16 protein-coding genes and 3 pseudogenes are annotated in these 20304 nt (G+C 42.8%); 11 read left to right on the top strand and 8 right to left on the bottom strand.

Features of this window, described 5'->3' with window-relative positions:
- Positions 1-132: DUF4372 domain-containing protein (locus GCWU000325_RS00250; protein WP_040598690.1), on the bottom strand; the 132-nt coding region annotated here is incomplete at its 3' end.
- A gap of 171 nt (positions 133-303) precedes the next feature.
- On the opposite strand from GCWU000325_RS00250, the pseudogene GCWU000325_RS12540 reads away from it, so the two are divergent.
- A pseudogene (locus GCWU000325_RS12540) lies at positions 304-892 on the top strand (hypothetical protein).
- Positions 893-1060: 168 nt separating this feature from the next.
- On the opposite strand, the pseudogene GCWU000325_RS00235 reads toward GCWU000325_RS12540, so the two are convergent.
- The 3 genes and pseudogenes from GCWU000325_RS00235 to GCWU000325_RS00225 all read right to left on the bottom strand — a co-directional run.
- Positions 1061-1579: pseudogene (locus GCWU000325_RS00235) on the bottom strand (S-adenosylmethionine synthetase N-terminal domain-containing protein); the annotation flags it as partial.
- Positions 1580-1583: 4 nt separating this feature from the next.
- Positions 1584-2645: a Gfo/Idh/MocA family protein gene (locus tag GCWU000325_RS00230; RefSeq protein ID WP_006253829.1), complete on the bottom strand. Its 1062-nt coding sequence runs from the start codon at positions 2643-2645 to the stop codon at positions 1584-1586.
- 5 nt (positions 2646-2650) lie between these two features.
- Positions 2651-3712, bottom strand: a complete 1062-nt coding sequence (locus tag GCWU000325_RS00225) for a radical SAM protein (protein WP_083787942.1) — start codon at positions 3710-3712, stop codon at positions 2651-2653.
- A 350-nt stretch (positions 3713-4062) separates the two neighbouring features.
- Between GCWU000325_RS00225 and GCWU000325_RS12595 the strand changes: the two are divergent.
- Both GCWU000325_RS12595 and GCWU000325_RS00215 read left to right on the top strand, forming a co-directional pair.
- Positions 4063-4392: pseudogene (locus GCWU000325_RS12595) on the top strand (IS1380 family transposase); the annotation flags it as partial.
- A 421-nt stretch (positions 4393-4813) separates the two neighbouring features.
- The gene (locus GCWU000325_RS00215) at positions 4814-5266 is read left to right on the top strand and encodes an HU family DNA-binding protein (protein WP_006253826.1); all 453 of its coding nucleotides are present in this window, start codon (positions 4814-4816) and stop codon (positions 5264-5266) included.
- Between the two features lie 109 nt (positions 5267-5375).
- On the opposite strand, the gene GCWU000325_RS00210 is transcribed toward GCWU000325_RS00215, so the two are convergent.
- The gene (locus GCWU000325_RS00210) at positions 5376-6389 is read right to left on the bottom strand and encodes a hypothetical protein (protein ID WP_006253825.1); all 1014 of its coding nucleotides are present in this window, start codon (positions 6387-6389) and stop codon (positions 5376-5378) included.
- A 3-nt stretch (positions 6390-6392) separates the two neighbouring features.
- On the bottom strand, positions 6393-8270 hold the full coding sequence (locus GCWU000325_RS00205; protein ID WP_006253824.1) for a hypothetical protein: 1878 nt from the start codon (positions 8268-8270) through the stop codon (positions 6393-6395).
- A gap of 618 nt (positions 8271-8888) precedes the next feature.
- On the opposite strand from GCWU000325_RS00205, the gene GCWU000325_RS00200 reads away from it, so the two are divergent.
- From GCWU000325_RS00200 to GCWU000325_RS00190, 3 genes are all read left to right on the top strand, one after another.
- Complete coding sequence (locus GCWU000325_RS00200; protein WP_006253822.1) at positions 8889-10979, top strand: T9SS type A sorting domain-containing protein; 2091 nt, start codon at positions 8889-8891, stop codon at positions 10977-10979.
- Between the two features lie 9 nt (positions 10980-10988).
- A complete protein-coding gene (locus GCWU000325_RS00195; RefSeq protein ID WP_006253821.1) occupies positions 10989-11387 on the top strand; it encodes a YbbN family protein in 399 nt (132 codons plus the stop codon).
- A 98-nt stretch (positions 11388-11485) separates the two neighbouring features.
- On the top strand, positions 11486-12634 hold the full coding sequence (locus GCWU000325_RS00190; RefSeq protein ID WP_154646541.1) for a T9SS type A sorting domain-containing protein: 1149 nt from the start codon (positions 11486-11488) through the stop codon (positions 12632-12634).
- A gap of 249 nt (positions 12635-12883) precedes the next feature.
- Here GCWU000325_RS00190 and GCWU000325_RS00185 read toward each other — a convergent pair whose 3' ends face one another.
- Together GCWU000325_RS00185 and GCWU000325_RS00180 are read right to left on the bottom strand one after the other, a co-directional pair.
- The gene (locus GCWU000325_RS00185) at positions 12884-13744 is read right to left on the bottom strand and encodes a hypothetical protein (RefSeq protein WP_006253819.1); all 861 of its coding nucleotides are present in this window, start codon (positions 13742-13744) and stop codon (positions 12884-12886) included.
- Positions 13745-13781: 37 nt separating this feature from the next.
- Positions 13782-14804 (bottom strand): branched-chain amino acid aminotransferase, encoded by a 1023-nt coding sequence (locus GCWU000325_RS00180; protein ID WP_006253818.1) that lies wholly within the window; start codon positions 14802-14804, stop codon positions 13782-13784.
- A 1228-nt stretch (positions 14805-16032) separates the two neighbouring features.
- On the opposite strand from GCWU000325_RS00180, the gene GCWU000325_RS00170 reads away from it, so the two are divergent.
- The 5 genes from GCWU000325_RS00170 (at position 16033) to GCWU000325_RS00150 (ending at position 20172) form a co-directional block, all read left to right on the top strand.
- Entirely contained in the window at positions 16033-16902 is an 870-nt protein-coding gene (locus GCWU000325_RS00170) for a MotA/TolQ/ExbB proton channel family protein (protein ID WP_006253815.1), read from the top strand.
- Between the two features lie 84 nt (positions 16903-16986).
- Positions 16987-17604 carry an ExbD/TolR family protein gene (locus tag GCWU000325_RS00165; RefSeq protein WP_006253814.1) on the top strand — a complete coding sequence of 206 codons (618 nt, stop codon included), beginning with the start codon at positions 16987-16989 and terminating at the stop codon, positions 17602-17604.
- 12 nt (positions 17605-17616) lie between these two features.
- Entirely contained in the window at positions 17617-18234 is a 618-nt protein-coding gene (locus GCWU000325_RS00160) for an ExbD/TolR family protein (RefSeq protein WP_006253813.1), read from the top strand.
- A 21-nt stretch (positions 18235-18255) separates the two neighbouring features.
- Positions 18256-19116, top strand: coding sequence for an energy transducer TonB (locus GCWU000325_RS00155; RefSeq protein WP_006253812.1), 861 nt, complete (start codon positions 18256-18258; stop codon positions 19114-19116).
- A 108-nt stretch (positions 19117-19224) separates the two neighbouring features.
- Complete coding sequence (locus tag GCWU000325_RS00150; protein WP_006253811.1) at positions 19225-20172, top strand: PstS family phosphate ABC transporter substrate-binding protein; 948 nt, start codon at positions 19225-19227, stop codon at positions 20170-20172.
- The last annotated feature ends 132 nt before the right edge of the window (positions 20173-20304 follow it).

Below are 20304 nucleotides of genomic sequence, written 5' to 3'. Positions count from 1 at the left end.
CCAAGCGTCAAAGCTCTTGACATAGCGTTCTGCGCCCTGTTCGCTGCTTATGCGGAGGATTTCGGACTTGTTCAACAATTTTATGATCTGAGAATAGAGCGGCTGTCCGCTAAAATGTGTACTTTTACCCATGGTTAAATGTTTTTTTGTCGAATACAAATTAACCATTAAGGGCTGACTTTACAAAACGAAATCAGCCCTTTACTTTTTGCCCTCTCCAAAAGAACGGCATATCAATCAAAAAACTTTTATCGGACAGCAATAAAAGAGAATATCACTTTCTTCGGAGGAATTTATCACATCATGGACGTTTTTTCAAAGTTGGACTTTGAAAAACTTACCGAATCTGTATTGGGCAAATGCGGATGCAGTGGCAAAGCATTCAGCCATGGAAGTATTTTCGGCTCTCTCTTCTTCAGTTACCTTTGTGGAGGGGATTGCCTTGAGGACATCAATGCGCTTACAGGACAGTTCAGGCAGAGACCTGGTACGCTGTTACCCGATTCCGACACCGTGGGGCGAGGACTGAAGGAGCTTGCCGAAGAGAACATTATCTACCGAGAAGGACATCATTACATTCTACAATGAGCGTGGAGCAAGCGAAAAGAACTTCGACATACAGAACAATGACTTCGGATGGTCGCATCTGCCCTTTTCCTTTATGGCTGAGAACATGGTTTTCATGGTGGTTACTGCTATGCTAAAGAACTTCTATCTCTATCTCGTTCGTCATATCAGCGATAAGGTCAAGCCATTGAAAAAGACAAGCAGGCTGAAAGCCTTTATCCTGCATTTTGTCAGCGTACCGGCAAAATGGGTGCGAACAGGAAGGCGGAACGTTCTGAACCTATATACAAATAAAACCTACTACGCTGAAGTCTTCCTTGAATAAACATCATTTCTTTGTGGCTTTTCATACTTCCCCATTGGTTTGGGTGGGGGATTTCATGACTATGCAAGAACTCTCTCTCCCAAAAAAACTCGTATCAATGTATAAAGCTCCAATAACTCATCTCAATGTATAAAATTATCTTACAAGGAATAATGCTGCGGAATTGAGGTATTCTATTGTTACCTGACTTTTTGCATCGGGGCGTAAATAAGTCATTTCCTTGCCCTCTTTGCGTATGTCGGAGAGTGTTCTCATAATGAGATGTGCCAAATCAAGAGAAACTGGCATATAATTTTCGGTTTCATTGGTAGCATAACCGAACATCATACCTTGGTCTCCTGCACCCTGTTCGTCCGTATCTTTATTGGAAACGCCTCTGTTTATATCATCGCTCTGCTCGTGAATAGCCGTGAGGATACCGCATGAATCACCGTCAAACTGATATTCAGCTTTTGTGTAACCAGCCTTGTTTATTATTTTGCGGGCAACATTCTGAAGGTCGATGTATGTACTGGAACGCACTTCACCCATAATGACCACCTGCCCTGTCGTTACGAATGTTTCTATTGCACAGTGAGCATTGCCGTCATAAGCAAGGAAATAGTCAAGCAACGCATCTGAAATCTGGTCTGAAATCTTATCGGGATGTCCTTCTGAAACGGACTCCGATGTAAATAAATGTCTCATCTTTTTATCTTATATTGTTCAATTCTTCTAATATAGCGTATGTGGAACGCAGCGTCATAAAATCCGTATCTTCTTCTGCTGTACCATTTTTCATTTCCGTCATTTCCACGAACGTCTTTATCTCGTTAAAATATCCCTGTGTATAAATCTGATTATTTGCCAAAATGGGATTGAAGTTGTTTCTTGATAAAAGACACTCGTTGGATGATTTGGTGGGGAGCACTTTTTCGATTGGTATTCCACCTATGGTACGTACTGATGGCACAAATGACAGTCGCTCCATCTGGTCTACTTCATACGTTCCGTCCTGCGTGTTCACTCTGACATTTTCACTAGCATCTTTCCAAGAATAAAGTGTGGATAATTCCAAAGTACCAATAATATTGTCATGTTCCAGCATCAGCAGGTAGGTCACACCACCTTTTTTTGTGCTTTTGACTTTATGCATCGCCAGTATCTTAGCCTCTCCAAAAAGAAAAACGACCAAGTCGATAGGGTGTATAAATAAATCGTATATCTCATTGCCTTCGGGGTACAATCCCGTTTGGTAACGTAGGCTGTAACTATTTAATTCCCTGCCTTTTATTTCCTTTCTTAATCTGGAAACAAGCGGAGAATATCTTTTTTGCATTCCGACAACTGTGGTGTTAAACCCAAATAACCTTTGCTTGTCAATAAGGCTGTTTAGTTCCTTTAAACACATACAGGGAGGTTTTTCTATAAAAAGAGATTTCCCCGATTTTATAACTTCTGATGCAATTTCAAAATGTGACGCAGGTGTGGCTGACACAAACACTCCTGCGACTGTCTCGTCATTGAGAATATCCTTTATAGATGTTGTCCCTATTATGCCCTTGAATTTTTTCCCTATCAGTTCTGCCTTTTTCGTGGAAGAACAGCACACATACTTCACGTTGACTTGTAGAAATTGGATGACGGGGAAAAGGTTGTGGATGGTGTGGTTTCCAAAACCAATTATAGCATAATTCTTCTCATAACAGTCGGAGAGATATTTATTATCCCTTCTGCGCTTGTAAAGTCTGATGATTTTCTGAATGTCTGTCATTTAGGCTATATTAATCCTTTGAAATATTTGCGGTACGTGCATTTTTCATCAGCAGTCCACTGATATTTCCCGTAAAACGCTTCGATAAGTTTTTTAGGGAAAAACCTCTCGGCTGTACGGAGAAGTATTATGTCAAATTTTCGATGGTAGTTAATCCAGCATTTGTTGCAGTCATGGGAATACTCACATTGAATCTTAGCAGTCCTTTGTGAATTGAAGATTTCGTCAAGAGTATTGTTGTGAACATTGCCGAGAATCACATCCAGATTTTGGCACAGGGGAACATTCCCATTGGAATGGATTACCAGTTCATTGTATATACTGTGGCATCTTAGGCGCAGATTTCCTTTTTTCCATTCATCGTACAGAGCCACAAAGTCAAAATTTTCCTGTGTTTTATGGATTGATTGCGGAATCTTTTTTATGTAGTCATTTCTGACCTCCATTAGGTCCTCGGTGGTATCAAAGAAATCCATCGTATTGTAAATGCCTATTCTGACATCAATGTTATAGTGTTTGGCAAGCTGAATAACATAGTCCATGTCCTCAAACGTGTTCCATGGAGTAAGGCAGAACATGAACGATATGGGAACAAAGTCCTTACAGCTTTCCACCACCTGAATGACCTTGTCATATCCGTCACACCCTCTTAGAGTTTTATATGTTTCCTTGTTCCCATCTAAGGAAATATACAGATGTTTGGGCTTGTATTTCTTTACAGCTTCGATAACTTTAGAGGGTGCAAGGCAATTTGATAGCAGGGTGTAGTTTGTATGGTTGTTGTGAAACCAGTCCAGTATTGCATCAGCTTCAGGATGTAAAATAAATTCCCCCCCCTCCAGACCGACGGTTGTCCGTTTTGTTACGCACTTGCTCGACATTATCCGAATGATGTCCGATAATGACAAATGCTCTATTGGCTTTTTCCAAATAGAGCAATGTTTACACCGTGACTGACAAAGTGATGTGGAATAAATCATCAAGGATGATAAAGTCTTATCTGTAGGTACTGTTATGTTTTTTACAAATGCACCTCCAGTTACGAGATAGTCTAAAACGTTATACATTGATTATGTTTATAATACCTTAATTCCGCAGCATAAATTCTTGTGAGAACTCCAAGTGTCTGAGAAACAAAGTTCTCAAAACACTTGAATATGTCAGAATTTTCACCTATCTTGGTGCTGCAAACATAACAAGTAAGCAAAAATCTGACATGACAAAGGTAGCAATTAAAAACGAGAATATCACTTCTTTCGGTGGAATTTATCACATTATGGGCGTTTTCTCAAAGTTGGGCTTTGAAAAACTTACCGAATCTGTATTGGGCAAATGTGGAAGTAGCGGTAAAGCATTCTGTTATGGAAGTATTTTCGGCTCTCTCTTCTTCAGTTACCTTTGTGGTGGAGAATGCCTTGAGGACATCATTACATTCTACAATGAGCGTGGAGCAAGCGAAAAGAACTTCGATATACAGAACAATGACTTCGGATGGTCGCATCTGCCCTTTTCCTTTATGGCTGAGAACATGGTTTTCATGATGGTTACCGCCATGCTGAAGAACTTCTATCTCTATCTCGTCCGTCATATCAGCGATAAGGTCAAGCCATTGAAAAAGACAAGCTGGCTGAAAGCCTTTATTCTGCATTTTGTCAGCATGCCGGCAAAATGGGTAAGAACGGGAAGGCAGAACGTTCTGAACCTATATACAAATAAAACCTACTACGCTGAGGCCTTCATTGAATAAACAGTATTTCTTTGTGGTTATCATACTTCCCCATTGGTTTGGGTGGGGGATTTCATGATTATGCAAGAACTAAGAGCCCCAGAAAATCCCCATATCAATGGATAAATCCCAAAAATGTCACTTCAATATATAAAAGTACCTCACAAGGAATAATGCTGCGGAATTGAGGGTTTATATAAAAAGTACTATCGTTTTACTTAAAGAGTACTATTGTTTTGCTTAAAAAGTACTATCGTTTTCTTCGGAAGCTAATATTGGGCTGAAAGGAAAGTACTATCTATAGAGAGTAAAAATGGTATTATTTGTTTGAGAATATGAAATATTTCTGTTATCTTTGTGACAGAGACTCGGGCGAAAGGTTTTGTGATGTGTGCAGATAACGCCGCCACTGTGTTCTTTTTACAATCAAATTTTTAGTATCATGGATTATTCTTTGAACAAACGAAAAATGAGTGTTGGCCCCTTGAAGGGCAAGGAAGTGTTCGTGGCAAGCCCGGTTTGCCAGAAACAGCGCATTTCGTTCGACAAGCTTTGCGAGCGGATGGCGGAGGACAGTACGGTGGGCGATGCCGACGTGGCTGCCGTGTTCTACAGGTTTCGCAAAGTGCTCAACGAGTATTGCTCGAAGGGTTACATTGTCGATGGCGGTCCGCTCGGGACGTTCCGCCCCACGTTTTCGTCAAAAGCTGTGGAGAAAGAAGCTGATTTCAAGCCTGCGGAGTGCGTCTCGAAAACGCGGATTCTCTTCACGCCTACGGCCGATTTCCGCCGACTGAAGAATGTGGAGTTCTACCGCGTGGCGAAGCGAACAACAAAAAGTAAGAAAAATGGTAGTTCGGCGCAAGGGGCGTCCCCGACAACGCTAAAACCGTAAAAAGAAGTTGAGGGTGTGTCAAGATTGATATGAATCCCGAAAGTTTATTGTCTAACTTTGCGGGGGCACTTCAATCTTGACACACCCTCTTTACTCAATAGGGTAAGGATTATTCTGTGATCATTACCTTACGAGTGCTGCCATCACTTAAGCGAATGATGTTGAGGCCTTGCTGTGGATGAGTGAGACGGCGGCCGTCAACACTATAGTAGGCCGTAACTGTAGGCAAACTATTTTGCGCAGTGGTAATTGAAGCTGTGTGTGGTGGCGGGACATCAACCTCTATGGCGTTGTCGATTTGGTTGGTCTGCTTGTTGAGGAGCAAAATGATCGCGTGAAGATATTCTTTACGAATGTTGGGTAGGATGTCGGTGCGTACTCGCATACTGACACGATGCTCATAGCTGCTACCGGCTGTGATCGTTTCGGGCAGCGAACCTTCCAAACCTTTATTGACCCCCTGACCATCGATAGGAACGTGATTATAGCTCATGTTCTTTATGTATTTCGATTCTTTGGTATAGGGAGCTAAGTTGGGGTCGTTTTTTACATCCGGATCATCATCCAAGTCATAGTAGGAGTTGAGTTGATACCACGAGCTGCTCTTGTCTTTAAGGCTATCGGCTGTTAGCACATAAGCCAAACGATAATCTCCACCCGATTGGTAGAAGTTTACGTTTGTTTTTACCTCAATTTCAGAGCAGTCTGCATCTTTCCACGAAACCGTGGCTGTGAGGTCAGCCGGTGGCGTTTTTGAGAGTTGGGCATCAATCTCTTCCGTGATGTGGTAGCCTGAAGAGGCGCGACCATAATACGGGTCGAGCGTGTCAGTCTGACGATCGAGTTTGCAAGCCGGAAATCCGCGTATCGAGGATAGAATCTCCTCGTAACCGGCTTTTTCGGATAGTTCGCTCATCGGGGTTGCATCATAGACACTGCCGTGTACTGCAATTATGATGAGTCGGTCGCCGTATTTTTGCTTACTCGCTTCGATTCCTGCTATTCCGCGCACACACCAGCCGCAATGTGTGCCGGTAAATTCTTCTTCCACAACCCGCTTAGTCTGGGCATTAAGCGCCAAACTAAGTAGGGTTAAAGGGAGTAGGATAGAGATTCTTCTCATTGATTATTTCACGTTAATTTTACGAGTAATCACATTCTTACCGCGGGTAACTTTTACAATATAGTTGCCACTGCAGAGTGGGAGAGCGGGGTCTACAATCTGTCCGGAAGCCGTGTATATTGAAAGGTGATCGTAGGCGCCGGTTACGCAAACTTTACCATCGGTAACAGTAATGTTAACAGCTGCGGGCGCTTCTGCTTGAGTAATGCCACTCGCTACGGGGTAAGTTGCTACACGTGAGTCGAAAATCATCTTATCAGATGCGGGCGATGTAACGTTGGGGCGGCGTCCAATGGTGGCAAGTACCTTGAAGTTGTTGATATTGCCGGAGCGAATGTTGCCTATCTCTACATCGTAGGTCTCACTAAACTTTCCGTCTACAAATACTAATGGTGTGCCGTTTGTGGAGTTGATGGTTTTTACGAATAGGTTATTGTAGTAGTAGGGGTCTGACGGGGCTTGAGTTTGCTTAACTGCTAAAACTGAGTCTTCGAGTAGCGTGAGCGTCAAGACAACATCGTCGAAGTCGAGCTTTTCGAGTTCGGTTACATCTACCTTTGCTTTAAGTTTTTTCGGATCGTCGGTTGGCGTGAGACTAAGGTTGAAGTTGTAGAATGAGTAGGTACCCTCTTCCAAATCTTCCAATCGTGCCTTTGAGTTGCCTAAGCATGAGTAGGTCACCGTAGCGTCGTCGTAAGGTATTCGATTAAGGGACAAGCGTGGTACGGGAGTCTTGCCTGCAGACATATTATTATAGGAGTTGGCGCGGAGTATTTCGGACTCGGCTGTGCTTATATTGTCGTCTACGTGCAGTTCGCAAATATTAAACTTGAGGTCGGTTCCCTCGAAGAACTCTTTTACGTCGTCTATTTCTTCATTTACACGCGAAGTGAACGGTGCCCATTGTGCCACCCAGCGCTCAAATAAGTGCTGACGCTTGGGCATATTCTGCTTGCCGTAATAAACAAAGCTACAAGTGCTACTGGTCGCTACTTCTTTGTCAATGTCGTTGACTTTAGATAAGGAGACCTCCAATTTTCCGCTCTTTATAATGGGCGCATCTAACTTGAGGGTGTCCATATGTCCTTTCTTGATGTTCAAGGTAAGCTGCTTCGTCACTGCGTTTGCTGTGATTCCATCAATCTTGCAGGTCACTGAAGTAATGTCCTTCGTGCTAAGGTTATGCACGATGGCGTAAGCTTTAGCGTCCTTTTCGCGGGCTACGTATGGAAGCTCAGGCGTTAGGCTTCGCACAATTAGGTTAGTAGACTTGTCTTGCCCATTCGGCAACACGGCTACTTCCATTGCCCAATTGCTCATGCTTGAATAGCCGGCGCAGTTTTGGAGTTTGTTTTGGTAGATGAGCCAGCAGCCTTCCTCGTCACGCAATTTGTGCGTGCCTATTCCGAGGATATATTCTCCGGGCTCCACATTTACTTCATAGCCAATGAGCACATTAGTCGTACCTATCGTGTAAGGCGTTGTGAGTTCAATCGGGTTGTAGCCGAATTGAAGTTCACAGTCTTGCTCATAGAGTGACTGAAGTGTCACAGGGTCTTTAATGAATATTTTCCCGGGACGCTTGGTTGTCTTGTCTGCATAAGTCAGGCAAGGGTTGATAACTGCAATTTGGCAACCGCTTAACCCTTGTTCCGGTTTAAGCATGATGCAGGGAGCAAATTTTCCTCCTACTCGGAAGCCTGTGCCACTGCTTTCCTCTACGTTTTGAATGTGTTGTGAATAGGTGAAGCAAATCGTGTCGGCCGGACTCGCTTGCGCGTGGCAGGTTTGGCTTGTTGTCAAACACGCTCCCCAAAAGAAAGCGCATAGAGCTGAACTGACTAATTGTTTCTTTCGAAACGATAGGGTAAAGTTCTTCATAAGCTTTAATTGTTTAAACAATGAGGTTAATATGAATCTTGGGCGAAGATAAATAAAATCTTTATTATCATCAACAAGCTTATAGGTTGGATATCGTGTTTGTATTGATATGATACGAAGTTTTTGTGAAGTATAACATCTTTTTTAGGTTTTACGCGCGCTATCTTCGGCTTTCTTCCTATATGATGCCAATGGCTTTTGTGAAGTAGTTGGGAATATACGGTAAGTTTGTGGCACGATTGAGAACATCTTTGCTTGGGGGCCTTTGATAATATCTTTTTAAGGAGAATTTGTAGACAATATTACAATTGTTGTGCAACATATTTCTATTACATATAACGTTGAGCATTCAGTTTCACTTGTGACTTTTCAGAAATGCACGATCACTTGTTAAATGTCTTGCTACTGTTCGTGTTCTTATATTTATGAATCTGTAGATATAAGATGAATATCTATGGTGTTATGTTTATGTTTTATTTTTTTTCTGCTTAACAGTTGACATAGAGGACAAAGTGCGTTATTTTTGCGAACACCCTAAATGATAGGGAAGGTTGATTATGAAAATACTTACTTTTAGAAGGGAAATATATAACTAACAAAAGTCTAAATTAATGTATTATGAAAAAGGTTACTTTAATTAGCACATCTTTGGTCGTTGCATTGACGGCTTGTGCACAGTGGAATACAGACAAAAGTCCCATACAAGTGACATCTACCTTAGGGGCGTTCCAACCTAAGGCGGCTTTGACTGCCGATGGAAAAATGTTTATATCTTGGCGAACTGCAAAAACGGTGGAAGGTGAAGCTCTTTGCTATTCTTTCCCTCATCTACAACTTCTGGACAAAGAAGGTAATGCTCTTTTTGGAAAGAGTGGACTTGATGTCTCCAACCACAAGTCTCCTTCCTGGAATAGCGATTATTCGCTTGTCATTACTTCCGATAATTGTGCTGTACTGAGCAATGCAGATTCAAGAACTGAGGATTCCGAAATTCTCGATCGTTATGATACATTCACTCCCGTGTGGTATAAAATAGGTCAGAACAAAGACTTTCTTTGGGGATTTGATGGAGTGGCCTTGAATGATCGTAAGGACTCTCCTTTTACAAAGACTTTTGTCATTGGAGATGATATTTGGATTCAGGATCAATCCAATTCTCAGAATGTTACTGATTATTTCAATCGCATTACTTCGGGAGGAGCTCTTGCCTTTGCAGAGTCGCAGGAAGTTTTTGGACAGATGGTACAAAGTATAGACGACAATTTTATTATGGTGAAAAGTGGTTCTAAAGGTCCTGAGGCACAACGCTATAATCGTGACTGTCAGCCTGTTTGGTCGGAACCAGTGATGTTCGCCTCTGCCAACAGTGCAAGTCGTAACTTGTATCCTTATTCTATATTATCTGACGGAAAAGGTGGAGCATACATCGCTTGGGTAAGAGGAATGGGAGATTTCGGGCATATGGTTTGCACGCAGCATATTGATGCACTTGGTACTCCCACATTCGGACTTGATGCCATGGACGTGTATGCTACAGAGGATTTTGATCATGACTATCAAAGTCTTGCTGTAGATATAAAGAACAATCGTGCACTTGTGATTTGGATCTTCAAAGCTGACGGTGGTACGTATAATCTTCAGGCTCAACTCTTCAGTGAAGACGGTGATCGTCTGTTTGGTGAGACGGGTATGCCGATTGCCACGAAGAACGACGAGGCTGGTTATGCTTTCAAGAACCATGGCGTGTTGTCTGTAGACGATGGGGAATGGCTTATTTGCTATTCTGACGTTAAAGGTTGGGCTAAGTCTGAACTCTATATTGAGCGTCTCAATAAAGATGGGAACTCTGTATGGAAACAACAGATTGGAGATGCAGGAACATTTAATGACGTTAGCTTTATTAAGGGTGATGACTGCTCATTTATTGTATATGAGACTAAGGACGAGGAGGGTAATAAAATATTGAAAGCAGCCCGCATCTACGATGATGGCGCATTCGTTAAAACCAATACTACGTCCCTGCCTTACAGTATAGATTTTAGAACATCAGGTATGCCGACCGACTGGGTTGCATTAGACAAGAGTACTTTTTCAAGCAACTATGGAAAATTAGTATATGGGGAAGCATTGGTGAAGATTAATGGCAGCAAGACGAATACTAAATGTATATTTACTGGGAGCAACATTGATAACACTGCCTGGAACGACTATTATATCTCTCCAGAATTCAAGCTTGATGCCAACAAGGCTTATAAGATTAAAACTCAGACTGTATGTGACGGAGGCAGCTACGATGTGACGCTTAAGTATGGTACTTCCACCGCAGACGACGCTACATTTACAAAGTTTGCCAATTGCACAATGCAGAAGAACAACTTCGACACAAGCAAGAGTGATGAGGTTACATTGAAGGTTCCTGAAAGCGGCGTCTATCGTATTGCATTCCATGTGACAAGTACTGCCGGAGGTCCACAGGACAATGTTTACTTAATGAGTTTTTCCATCAAGGAAGATGCGACATCCGGCATTGATAATTCGGTTGAAGCTCTTTCTGAGATTGCATCTATAACTGTACACAGTATTGACGGTAAGTTGATTCAGACCGTTAAGGGGAGCAAGTTCTGTTCTGCGTCTCTCGTTTCCGGTATCTATATCATAACGATGAAGGATACTCAAGGCAAGACAAAAAGTATAAAGATAACGAAATAATATCGTGAAATGAAGAAGATTTTCATAACAGTAGCTATACTGATCTCTACTTTTTTATTTGGCAGCGCGCAGCAGCTGCCAAATAAAAATATCGTAGTAGTCGAGAACTTCACCAATACCGGTTGTGGTCCTTGCGCAAAGTTTTCCCCTGTGCTGGATAAAGTGGTGAATGACCGTTTGGGAGATGTTATCTGCATAAAATGTCATGGTAGTTACCCTGATCATAAAGACCCGTTCTATTTAGAGGAAAAATCAAACTTGGATGAGCGGATGAAGTTCTATGATATAACGGCTTTTCCTACGCTTCTCATTAACGGGACCGAGAGAGACTACACGCTTAGTCCTACCTTGTTGAATTCAATGCTTGACGCGGCAAGGGAGATAGATATGAAATATAATATAATATAACAATAAGCAGTAAGGTAACAAATCATAAGTTGGTTGTTGAAGGAAACGTTGTTTCACTAGAGGACGTTGCAGATGCTTCCAATCTCAGACTTTTCGTTGTGGCAATAGAAGAATACTATAAATCTCCTACTGCTTTTTCAAATGGAGAGACAGAAATGGAGTTTGTGGCAAAGAGATTTATGCCCGATGGAAGAGGGATGATTATAGGACAAAGTATGGATAAGAATAAAGCCTACAGTTTTGATTTTTCCTGTGATCTGAACTCTTTCCGTGACGAGCGCGAACTTGGAGTTGTGGCATATGTGCAGGATATATCCACAAAGCAGATTGTCGCTTCTGCGTATATACCGAAAGAGGCCAAGGCTGATGATTGTGCTAATCTGATTAGCTTTACAGACACGCCGGACTTTATCTGCACCCCTGACTTTTACGGAAAGGTGGTGTTCAGAAATGATGGAAAAAAAACTCTGACGAGCGCAAAGATCAATGTAGAAGTTAATGGCGTTCCTCATTCATACGTTTGGAGCGGCAACCTTGCAAGACTTGAGAGGACTTCTTTTCAGTTTGAAGATATCACAGACTTTGTACTTTCTACTGATGGGGTAAAAAATACCGCAAAGGTGTGGTTGACTGATATCAACGCGAAAAGCAACGAAAGTAATGCGATTGTCGTGAGCTTTAGCAACTCCATACAGGCAGAACACGGCATTCGGATGAGGGTTTATACAGATAAAAAACCGGAGGAGACAACCTGGAAAGTATTCGACTCCGCCGGAGAAGTCGTTCAAGCAGGCGGCCCTTACACAGAGGCGCGTCACAAATACACGGAGACGTTTAGACTAAAGGTTGACGACTGCTACACGCTCGCAATATATGACAGTGGTGGCGATGGCATAAGCAGCACGGCATATGGCAATGGTTATTACCAAATATATCAGGTGGAAAAGAGTGGAGGCGGAGAGGAAACGACAAAGTTACTCACTCAGGGGACCTTTACCAATGCTGAATGCGCCATCGCGTTCAATTTGAAGAAGGCCGACCCAACTCTTAGCATCAATGATGTAAAGCCAATAAATAAGGCGCATTCAACCATTACGATTTTTGACGAAAGCGGAAAAATGTTGCTGAATACTACAGTCGAGAAGCTTACTCCGGCTGATATGTCGTCGGTTGGTAAAGGCGTAAGGATCGTAAAAATTAATGAGGGAAAAAGGACATATGTACGCAAGTATATCATCAATAAATAATGAAATGTGCTTGGTATTTCAGTTGGATATATAGTTGATTTTGGGTGTAAACTCTTACAGGAAGCGTACAGTTTAGCATAGTTCCTTGCGCGAATTTCCAGTTGGTCATCGTTTGGTGAGAGTAAACGATTATTGCAGTGAAGTGGTGATTCAAATCTAAGAGCGCATAAGGAAGAGTCCTTATACGCTCTTAGATTTGATGTGATAATCTTTTGAGTAAGTTTGCCAAGAAGACAAATTTGACAGTTCTCAGTTAATCGAAACTGAACCGGAACCTATCATTTGCCCATCACAGAAGAGATAGGCCGTATAGGTGCCTCCGTTAATAAATTCACCTATTGGGACGAACATCGTCACGCGAGCCTCTTGTCCATCATATTCGATGGTCTTGGCTGCAGAGTATTCTACACTTCGATTTTCATATGAAAAGCTTCCCGAGTTGTTTACGACGGTTTGATTGGGCTTCATCAATCGCAGATAGATGATTTTATTGCCCGTCTGCGCCGTAACATTGCGTGCGATGGAGAAAGAAACGCTGAAACTCTTCACATCCTTTGATTTGTGTGTAGACTTTCCGTTCTTCTTCATCGGGGTGATAGATATGCCGGATGCATTTAGGCGTGCAGCAATCTGTACTGTTGCATTCAGACTAGCATTGCGCGCACTAAGTCCCGAATTTTCTTCCCGTGTGCGCTGTGCATCGGCTCTTGCTGCATCGCGCTCATTCGTTAGTGTATGATTTGCGCGGGCTAAAGAGTCTACTTGGCGAACGTAATCGCGCAAGACCGCACGCACGGTGGCTAATTCGCGCTTGAGGCGCAAAATCTCTGAAGCATCCTTGGCCTTTGTTTGCCGAAGCTCCTGCAAGAGACCTTCTGCACGCTTTTGCTCTGCGTCTAAGCGAGCGATGAGTGCATCGTCTTTGACGGCTTTCTTCATTTCGCCATATTGTTGCGCAAAGTCGGCATATTGATTTTCCATCTCCCGCCGATCCAATTCTGCTAATTGGCGCAGCTCGGAGAGTTCTTTATCTTTATCCGTCTTGTGTCCGCAAGATGTTATGCCGATCAAAAGAATGAATGAGATAATAAATAAGCGTGTCAGTTTCATATAAAAAATCGATTGGTTTGGAATAACGCGACGATTCTTACTCTATAATGGTAGTCCAGCCGTGCTTATCTTCTTCAATACCGTATTGGATATTGCGCAACGTTGTGTAAAGTCGCGTGGAGATCGGACCGGGTTTGCCGTCTTTAGCAATCTTATATTCGTGATTGTTTTCTATGTCAACGATTCTATTGATCGGGCTGATCACGGCTGCTGTACCGCAAGCACCGGCTTCTTCGAAGGTTGACAATTCTGTTTCTTCTACGGGACGAACTTCTACATTGTAACCCAAATCCTTAGCAATTTGCTGCAAACTCTTGTTGGTAATAGAAGGCAGAATTGAAGGAGACTTCGGCGTAATATAAGTGTTGTTCTTGATACCAAAGAAGTTGGCAGCACCACATTCGTCGATGTATTTCTTCTCTTTTGCATCTAAGTAGAATTCTCCGGCAAATCCTGCTTCGTGAGCAATTTGATTAGCCTTCAAACTTGCGGCATAGTTGCCGGCTACTTTGTAGCAACCCGTGCCGAGAGGAGCTGCGCGGTCGTGACTGCGGATAATAACGTAGTCGCTCGCAGCAAAGCCGCCTTTGAAGTAGGGACCAACCGGAGAGACGAACATCACGCATAAGAAGTCTTTAGCCGGACGAACACCTACCTCCGGCGTAATGCCGATGAAGAGCGGGCGGATGTAAAGTGCAGCGCCACTTTCGTAAGGAGGAATGAAACGTTCGTTGAGTTTAATGACCTTTTCTACCATCTCGCAGAATAGCTCTGTCGGTAGTTCGGGCATTACTAAGCCGCGGCAGGTGAATTGTAGGCGCGCAGCATTTTCATCCATACGGAATACGCGTACCTTGCCGTCAGGACAACGGAAAGCTTTCAATCCTTCAAATGCTTCTTGGCCGTAGTGCAGACATTCTGCAGCCATGTGCAAGTTGATTGTCGTCTCAGAGGTGATTTCCATTTCACCCCACTTGCCGTTGTGGTAATAACGACGCACGTTGTAATCGGTCGGCATATAACCGAACCCGAGTTTTGACCATTCAATGTTGTTTTCCATAATAATTTATGTGTGGAGTATAAGTATTTGTCTGCGAAAATACAGTTATTTGCGCAAAACACGAAATAAAATTGCAAGTATTTTTTGTGAAAACTCTTGAATATACACTCTTTAATCTTACTTCGTGCGTTATCAGCTGCTGCCGGTCGCTATCCTTATTGCCCCAATTCGGTTTAAGCAAGGCTTAGCATCTAGTTGTCAGTAGTGCACACTGTCTCTTTCGATCTTTGCTTTATGCCGAAAGAGAATTGATTTACGAAATGTGTTTTAGAACTAAGTCATTTTATAAGGATTGTCTTTTCGTTATTTAATTGATAGTCGACAATAACTATACGAAAGAGAGTACTGTTTTCGGGTTTTATTGAAACTTTCTTAAGTTGAAAACAAACAAAGTTTATCTCAAAGAGGAATATATAAGATAAAGTACACATTGAAAGGCTGAAAGCTTAGTATGAACATAGCTTTCCAATCACAGGTAGGCGGATATTTAGTGTCTCAACGTGTAAAGACGATCGTATCAACGGGTAGAGACACTGATCTCAACAAGTAGAGGCAATAATCTCTACACGTAGAGACACCATTTTGTGGCTTCAAAGATAAATTCGCATTACTGAGAATTCTTATTCTAAAAGGCATAAAATCAAAGGTTAGGCTTTTATGCTTGCGGTGCTTAATTGTTGGCGATACTATAAAATTTGGTGATTTTGCTAACAATCCTCTTTTTAGCTTTTATTGAAACAGCCTCAAGCCAAAAACAGGCACTGCTTATCCCCAATGGAGGCTTATTATATATAATGTGTAGTTCAACAATCGCTGTTCTGAATATGTTGCTTATCGTTTCTTGTCCTTTCTTTGTTTGTGGATAGAAAGGAATTGATTGAATTTAGTCTTTTTGCTTAAAAAGATAAATACCCTGCATTTATGCTCAAATGGAAATATGCAGCGGTAACTATTGTGATATATAGCTGCATTCTTCTTTCATAAAGATATAAATTGAAGCTTATTTGGCTTGGCTAAGATGGGCCTGCTTGCTTTTTCTTTAGTTTGATTTGTTGTCTCAATATCGTTTATCTGCTTTTTTGTGGGATAATTTTTTCTCTGTTTGGTTTTAATTTCTACCTTTGCCCTTGATACTTCCCGCTTTTCGCGGTGAACTTTGGCTCTATATCTGAACAAATAATTGATAATCAAATAAATTAAAACCACAATTTAACTAAAAAACAAAACAATGGCAACTACAAATGCTAATGCACCCAAGAGTGCACCTAAAGCTCAGGCTCAGTCCAAAGGCTTCACCGGCATCAAGTCCGGCTTTGCAGTAATCATTTGCTGCGCAGTTATAGCAGTTTGCATCTACCTCTTTGGCTTTGGTGCAATTTCTAACTTCAAAGGAACTGAAGGCGAAACAGCTTCTTTCTCTTTCTTGGCGTCAGCTTCTTACGAGCCCGCTAACCTGATGGGTACAGTCTACAAAGGTGGTTTCGTTGTGCCTATTATCTGGACTTTGTTCTTTACGGTATTGGCTTTAGCTATTGAGCGTTTCTTTGCGCTTCGCTCTGCTTATGGTCGCTCAAGCTTGACAAAGTTCGTTGCTGAGATCAAAAAGGCATTGCGCGACAAAGACCTCGTTAAGGCACAACAACTTTGTGATGCACAACGCGGTTCTGTAGCTAACGTAGTAGGTGCTGCGCTTCATTCTTACAAAGAAATGGACGCCAATACTGAATATACGAAAGAACAGAAAGTGCTCAACATTCAGAAGTCTCTTGAAGAAGCTACTGCGCTTGAAATGCCGATGCTTCAAGAGAACTTGCCGATTATCGGTACTATCGTAACGCTCGGTACGTTGATGGGTCTTTTGGGTACGGTGCTTGGTATGATCCGTTCATTCTCTGCAATGGGTGCTGAAGGCGGTGCAGACTCTTCTGCTCTTTCTACCGGTATTTCCGAGGCACTTGTTAATACAGCTTCCGGTATCGCAACTGGTGCTCTTGCAGTTATTACGTACAACTATTTCACGAATAAGATCGACCGTCTTACTTTCGCTCTCGACGAAGTAGGCTTCTCTATTGTTCAAACTTTCAACGCTACGCACTAAAACATAAAGAGAACGATTAGATTTTAGGCTCAAGGATCTATTTATCCTTTGCTACAAGAATCTTTCGCTCAAAAAGGATTAAACATGGGACGATTTAAAATCAAAAAACAAGATACGTTCATAGACATGACGCCTATGAGCGATGTCATGGTCCTGCTGCTTACCTTCTTTATGCTTACTGCAACGTTTGTAAAGGAAGAACCCATTAAGGTTCAAACGCCAGGTTCAGTTTCGCAAATTAAGATTCCGGATAAGAACCTATTGACCATCTTTGTCAACACCAAAGGTAAAGTCTATATGACTATGGACAATAAAAATACATTGGGCGCATTGGCAGACCAGATGGTTGCTGACGGAAAGCTTCCCAAGCTCTCCGACGCAGAAAAGAAAGCGTTTGAGCAGGCTCCAACTTTCGGTACTCCGCTAAACATGACAAAGAGTTGGCTGGATGCTCCGGAAGAAAAGCGCAATGACTTATTGAGAGACGCGCAAGCCGGTATTCCCTGCGATAGCGTGAACGATGAGTTAAAAGTTTGGGTTAAAGCGGCACGAACAGTTGCCGGAGAAGAAATGTTGATCGCCGTTAAGGCTGATCAATCTACCTCCTACGCTGTAATTAAAAGAGTTATGGACTCCTTGCGGAGCATTGAAGAGAACCGTTACAACTTGATTACGGCGCTCAAAAATGCCAGCAAAGATTAAACGAAGTATGTTATGGCAAGTTTAGGTGGTAGTAAACAAAAGAAAATGAATTCACGCGTCGACTTTACGCCGATGGTGGATATGATCATGTTGCTCGTAACGTTCTTTATGTTGTGTACAACGCTTCAGAAGCCGCAGACGATGCAAATCACGATGCCCTCCAACAAGGAGAATATCAACGATGCCAATCGTAGTCAGGTAGCAGCTTCCAAAGCAATCACCATAATGATTACCGAGAATCGCACGCTTTACTATTTTAAGGGTAAACCGACAGATGATAACCTTGTGAAGACTACCTTTGGTAAAGATGGTATTCGTGCGGTCTTGATGGAGGCTAACGCTGCTGCTCAAAAAGAGAAAGCGAAGTTGGATGCTAAATACGCTACGATGCAATCTTCTAATGTACAGCAGGCAGAAAAGAACAAAGCTTGGTACATGGATCAATTGAAAGAGATCAGAAATGGCGCAAATACGCCTGACGTGATCATTAAGCCTTCCGATAAGGCCACTTATAAAGACCTTATCGACGTTCTCGACGAGATGAACATTTGTAGCATCGGTAGATATGTGATTGATAAGTATGTACCTGCCGATCAAGCAAAGGTCGACAAGTTAAACGCTAAGAAATAACAACGATAAGTAAAAGAAGCTATGTCTAAAATCAATTTAGCATCCGAGCAATGGTGCGACTTGGTCTTTGAAGGACGCAACAAAGCCTATGGCGCTTATCGTCTGCGTGCCGGCCAAGGCCGTCGTCAATTACGTTCTGTCATCTTGGTACTCATCGCTATCGCTGTTGTGTTGATTGGCCTCGCGTTGAAGACAACCATTGCTAATGCATTTGGTGGCAGCGATGATGGCAGCCAGACTGAAACTGAGTTCTCTCAGTTGCAGAAGGACAACAAACCAAAGGAAGAACCGAAAAAGCCGAAGGAAGAGCCAAAGCCTGAGGAAAAGATTGAGCAAGTCAAAGTAAAGAACTCTATCGCATTCACCGTGCCGAAGATCGTCGACGACGATAAAATCGACCACACGAAAGAGTTGAAGACGCAGGAGACGCTGACGAAGAGTCAATTTGCCGTTTCTTCTCAAGATTTCTCTCAAGGTTCAAGCAGCGGTATCAATATCGATGATATCAAGACGAATCAAACTGCAAGTAATCAAAACGTTCCTGCACAACATCAGGAAGAGGAAGTAAAAGATAACGCCGAAGTACAGCAGCCCGCCAGCTTCCCTGGTGGCGATGCAGCTTTGCAAAGCTATATCTCTAAGAACCTCAAATATCCTGATGTTGCACTTGAGCAAGAACTTCAAGGTGTTGTTAAGGTACGCTTTAAGATTAACAAGGACGGTTCAGTAGGTGAAGTGCAAGTCATCAAGAGTCTTTCTCGCGAGTGTGATGCAGCCGCTGTAGCCGCAGTTAAGAAGCTACCTCGCTTCATCCCTGCTAAGTCGCAAGGCCATCCGATTCCTGTGTGGTTCAAGTGGCCGATCCGCTTCCAGTTGCAGTAATCCCGATGAATGCGTTATGACCAGCGTGTCGTAATGTACAATCGAAATACTTATAATGAGAGTTTCAGGCCAACTTGAGACTCTCATTCTTTTTAATTCTTAAGCCCTATGAAGCGTACAACTTTGATTTTTATGAGTACCTGTCTTTTTGCGGTGTTCCTCTTCGCGGCTTGTCGCGGCAATAAAAAAGGAGATGATCTCTTAAAGCAGCATGAAGTGAAGATTGCTGTTGATGCTACTTTCCGTCCTATTATGGAAATGGAGTTGGATCTCTTTGCCAAGACCCATTTAGATGCGATTTTAAAGCCCGTCTATTGTTCCGAAGATTCTGCCATTCAGCTTTTGCTGAACGATAGTGTGCGCACGATTGTCGTGACCCGAAAACTGACGGCGAACGAGCAAGAACGCTTACGCAAGCATCGCCTTTCCGGTGCGCAGTCGCTGATTGCTACTGACGCATTCGCCCTTATCGTCAACAAGAACAATCCAGATACACTGATCCGTGTAGATGAGATTCGTAAGATCGTTTCCGGGCAAATCACCCATTGGAATCAGTTGGAAAAAGGCTCAAAGAAGAGTAAGATCCATCTCGTTTTCGACGATTCCCGCTCCAGCACGGTACGCTATATGCGCGATTCCCTATGCGGTGGAAAGCCGCTCAAGGGAAATCTCTTCGCCCAAGGTAGTAATATGGCCGTCATTCAAGCCGTTAAAGACAATCCCGATGCTATCGGTGTCGTAGGAACCGACTGGTTACGCGGTGACAATGCTACCGTACTGCCCAATTTTGACCATCTTGATATAAAAGTAATGCTTGTCACGGCGAGCAAGGAGCAATATCCGCAGTATTATCGCCCCTATCAGTACAATATTGCGATGGATTATTACCCATTGACGCGCTCCGTGTATGTGATCTCTACAGATCCGCATACCAATTCGCAAGCCAAATATCTTTACTTCTTCTTGAAGGGACAAAAAGGACAGCTCATTTTTTGCAACAACTCCCAACTCTTGCCCAGTATGCAAGTGCAAGTGCGCGATGTTTCCATCCATTGATGCGAACAGAGAAGCGTCTCTTGTGTAATGCCACTACACAGTGGCAGGCTGCGTGTGACCGAAGCTTTGCTTGAGTTGACGTAATGCCAACGCAGGATAGATTCCCTCCTGCCATTTCTGACCTAAGGCGGA

The organism is Alloprevotella tannerae ATCC 51259, from assembly GCF_000159995.1.
GTDB lineage: Bacteria > Bacteroidota > Bacteroidia > Bacteroidales > Bacteroidaceae > Alloprevotella > Alloprevotella tannerae.
This window is presented reverse-complemented; position numbering and strand designations above follow the sequence as displayed.

What these genes read in the sequence shown, in the direction of transcription:
- GCWU000325_RS00165 (WP_006253814.1), top strand. Translation starts at nt 16,987, where the DNA reads ATGGGACGATTTAAAATCAAAAAACAAGATACGTTCATAGACATGACG.
- GCWU000325_RS00170 (WP_006253815.1), top strand. Translation starts at nt 16,033, where the DNA reads ATGGCAACTACAAATGCTAATGCACCCAAGAGTGCACCTAAAGCTCAG.
- GCWU000325_RS00180 (WP_006253818.1), bottom strand. Translation starts at nt 14,804, where the DNA reads ATGGAAAACAACATTGAATGGTCAAAACTCGGGTTCGGTTATATGCCG.
- GCWU000325_RS00225 (WP_083787942.1), bottom strand. Translation starts at nt 3,712, where the DNA reads ATGTATAACGTTTTAGACTATCTCGTAACTGGAGGTGCATTTGTAAAA.
- GCWU000325_RS00155 (WP_006253812.1), top strand. Translation starts at nt 18,256, where the DNA reads ATGTCTAAAATCAATTTAGCATCCGAGCAATGGTGCGACTTGGTCTTT.
- GCWU000325_RS00160 (WP_006253813.1), top strand. Translation starts at nt 17,617, where the DNA reads ATGGCAAGTTTAGGTGGTAGTAAACAAAAGAAAATGAATTCACGCGTC.
- GCWU000325_RS00195 (WP_006253821.1), top strand. Translation starts at nt 10,989, where the DNA reads ATGAAGAAGATTTTCATAACAGTAGCTATACTGATCTCTACTTTTTTA.
- GCWU000325_RS00210 (WP_006253825.1), bottom strand. Translation starts at nt 6,389, where the DNA reads ATGAGAAGAATCTCTATCCTACTCCCTTTAACCCTACTTAGTTTGGCG.
- GCWU000325_RS00215 (WP_006253826.1), top strand. Translation starts at nt 4,814, where the DNA reads ATGGATTATTCTTTGAACAAACGAAAAATGAGTGTTGGCCCCTTGAAG.
- GCWU000325_RS00205 (WP_006253824.1), bottom strand. Translation starts at nt 8,270, where the DNA reads ATGAAGAACTTTACCCTATCGTTTCGAAAGAAACAATTAGTCAGTTCA.
- GCWU000325_RS00230 (WP_006253829.1), bottom strand. Translation starts at nt 2,645, where the DNA reads ATGACAGACATTCAGAAAATCATCAGACTTTACAAGCGCAGAAGGGAT.
- GCWU000325_RS00150 (WP_006253811.1), top strand. Translation starts at nt 19,225, where the DNA reads ATGAAGCGTACAACTTTGATTTTTATGAGTACCTGTCTTTTTGCGGTG.
- GCWU000325_RS00185 (WP_006253819.1), bottom strand. Translation starts at nt 13,744, where the DNA reads ATGAAACTGACACGCTTATTTATTATCTCATTCATTCTTTTGATCGGC.
- GCWU000325_RS00200 (WP_006253822.1), top strand. Translation starts at nt 8,889, where the DNA reads ATGAAAAAGGTTACTTTAATTAGCACATCTTTGGTCGTTGCATTGACG.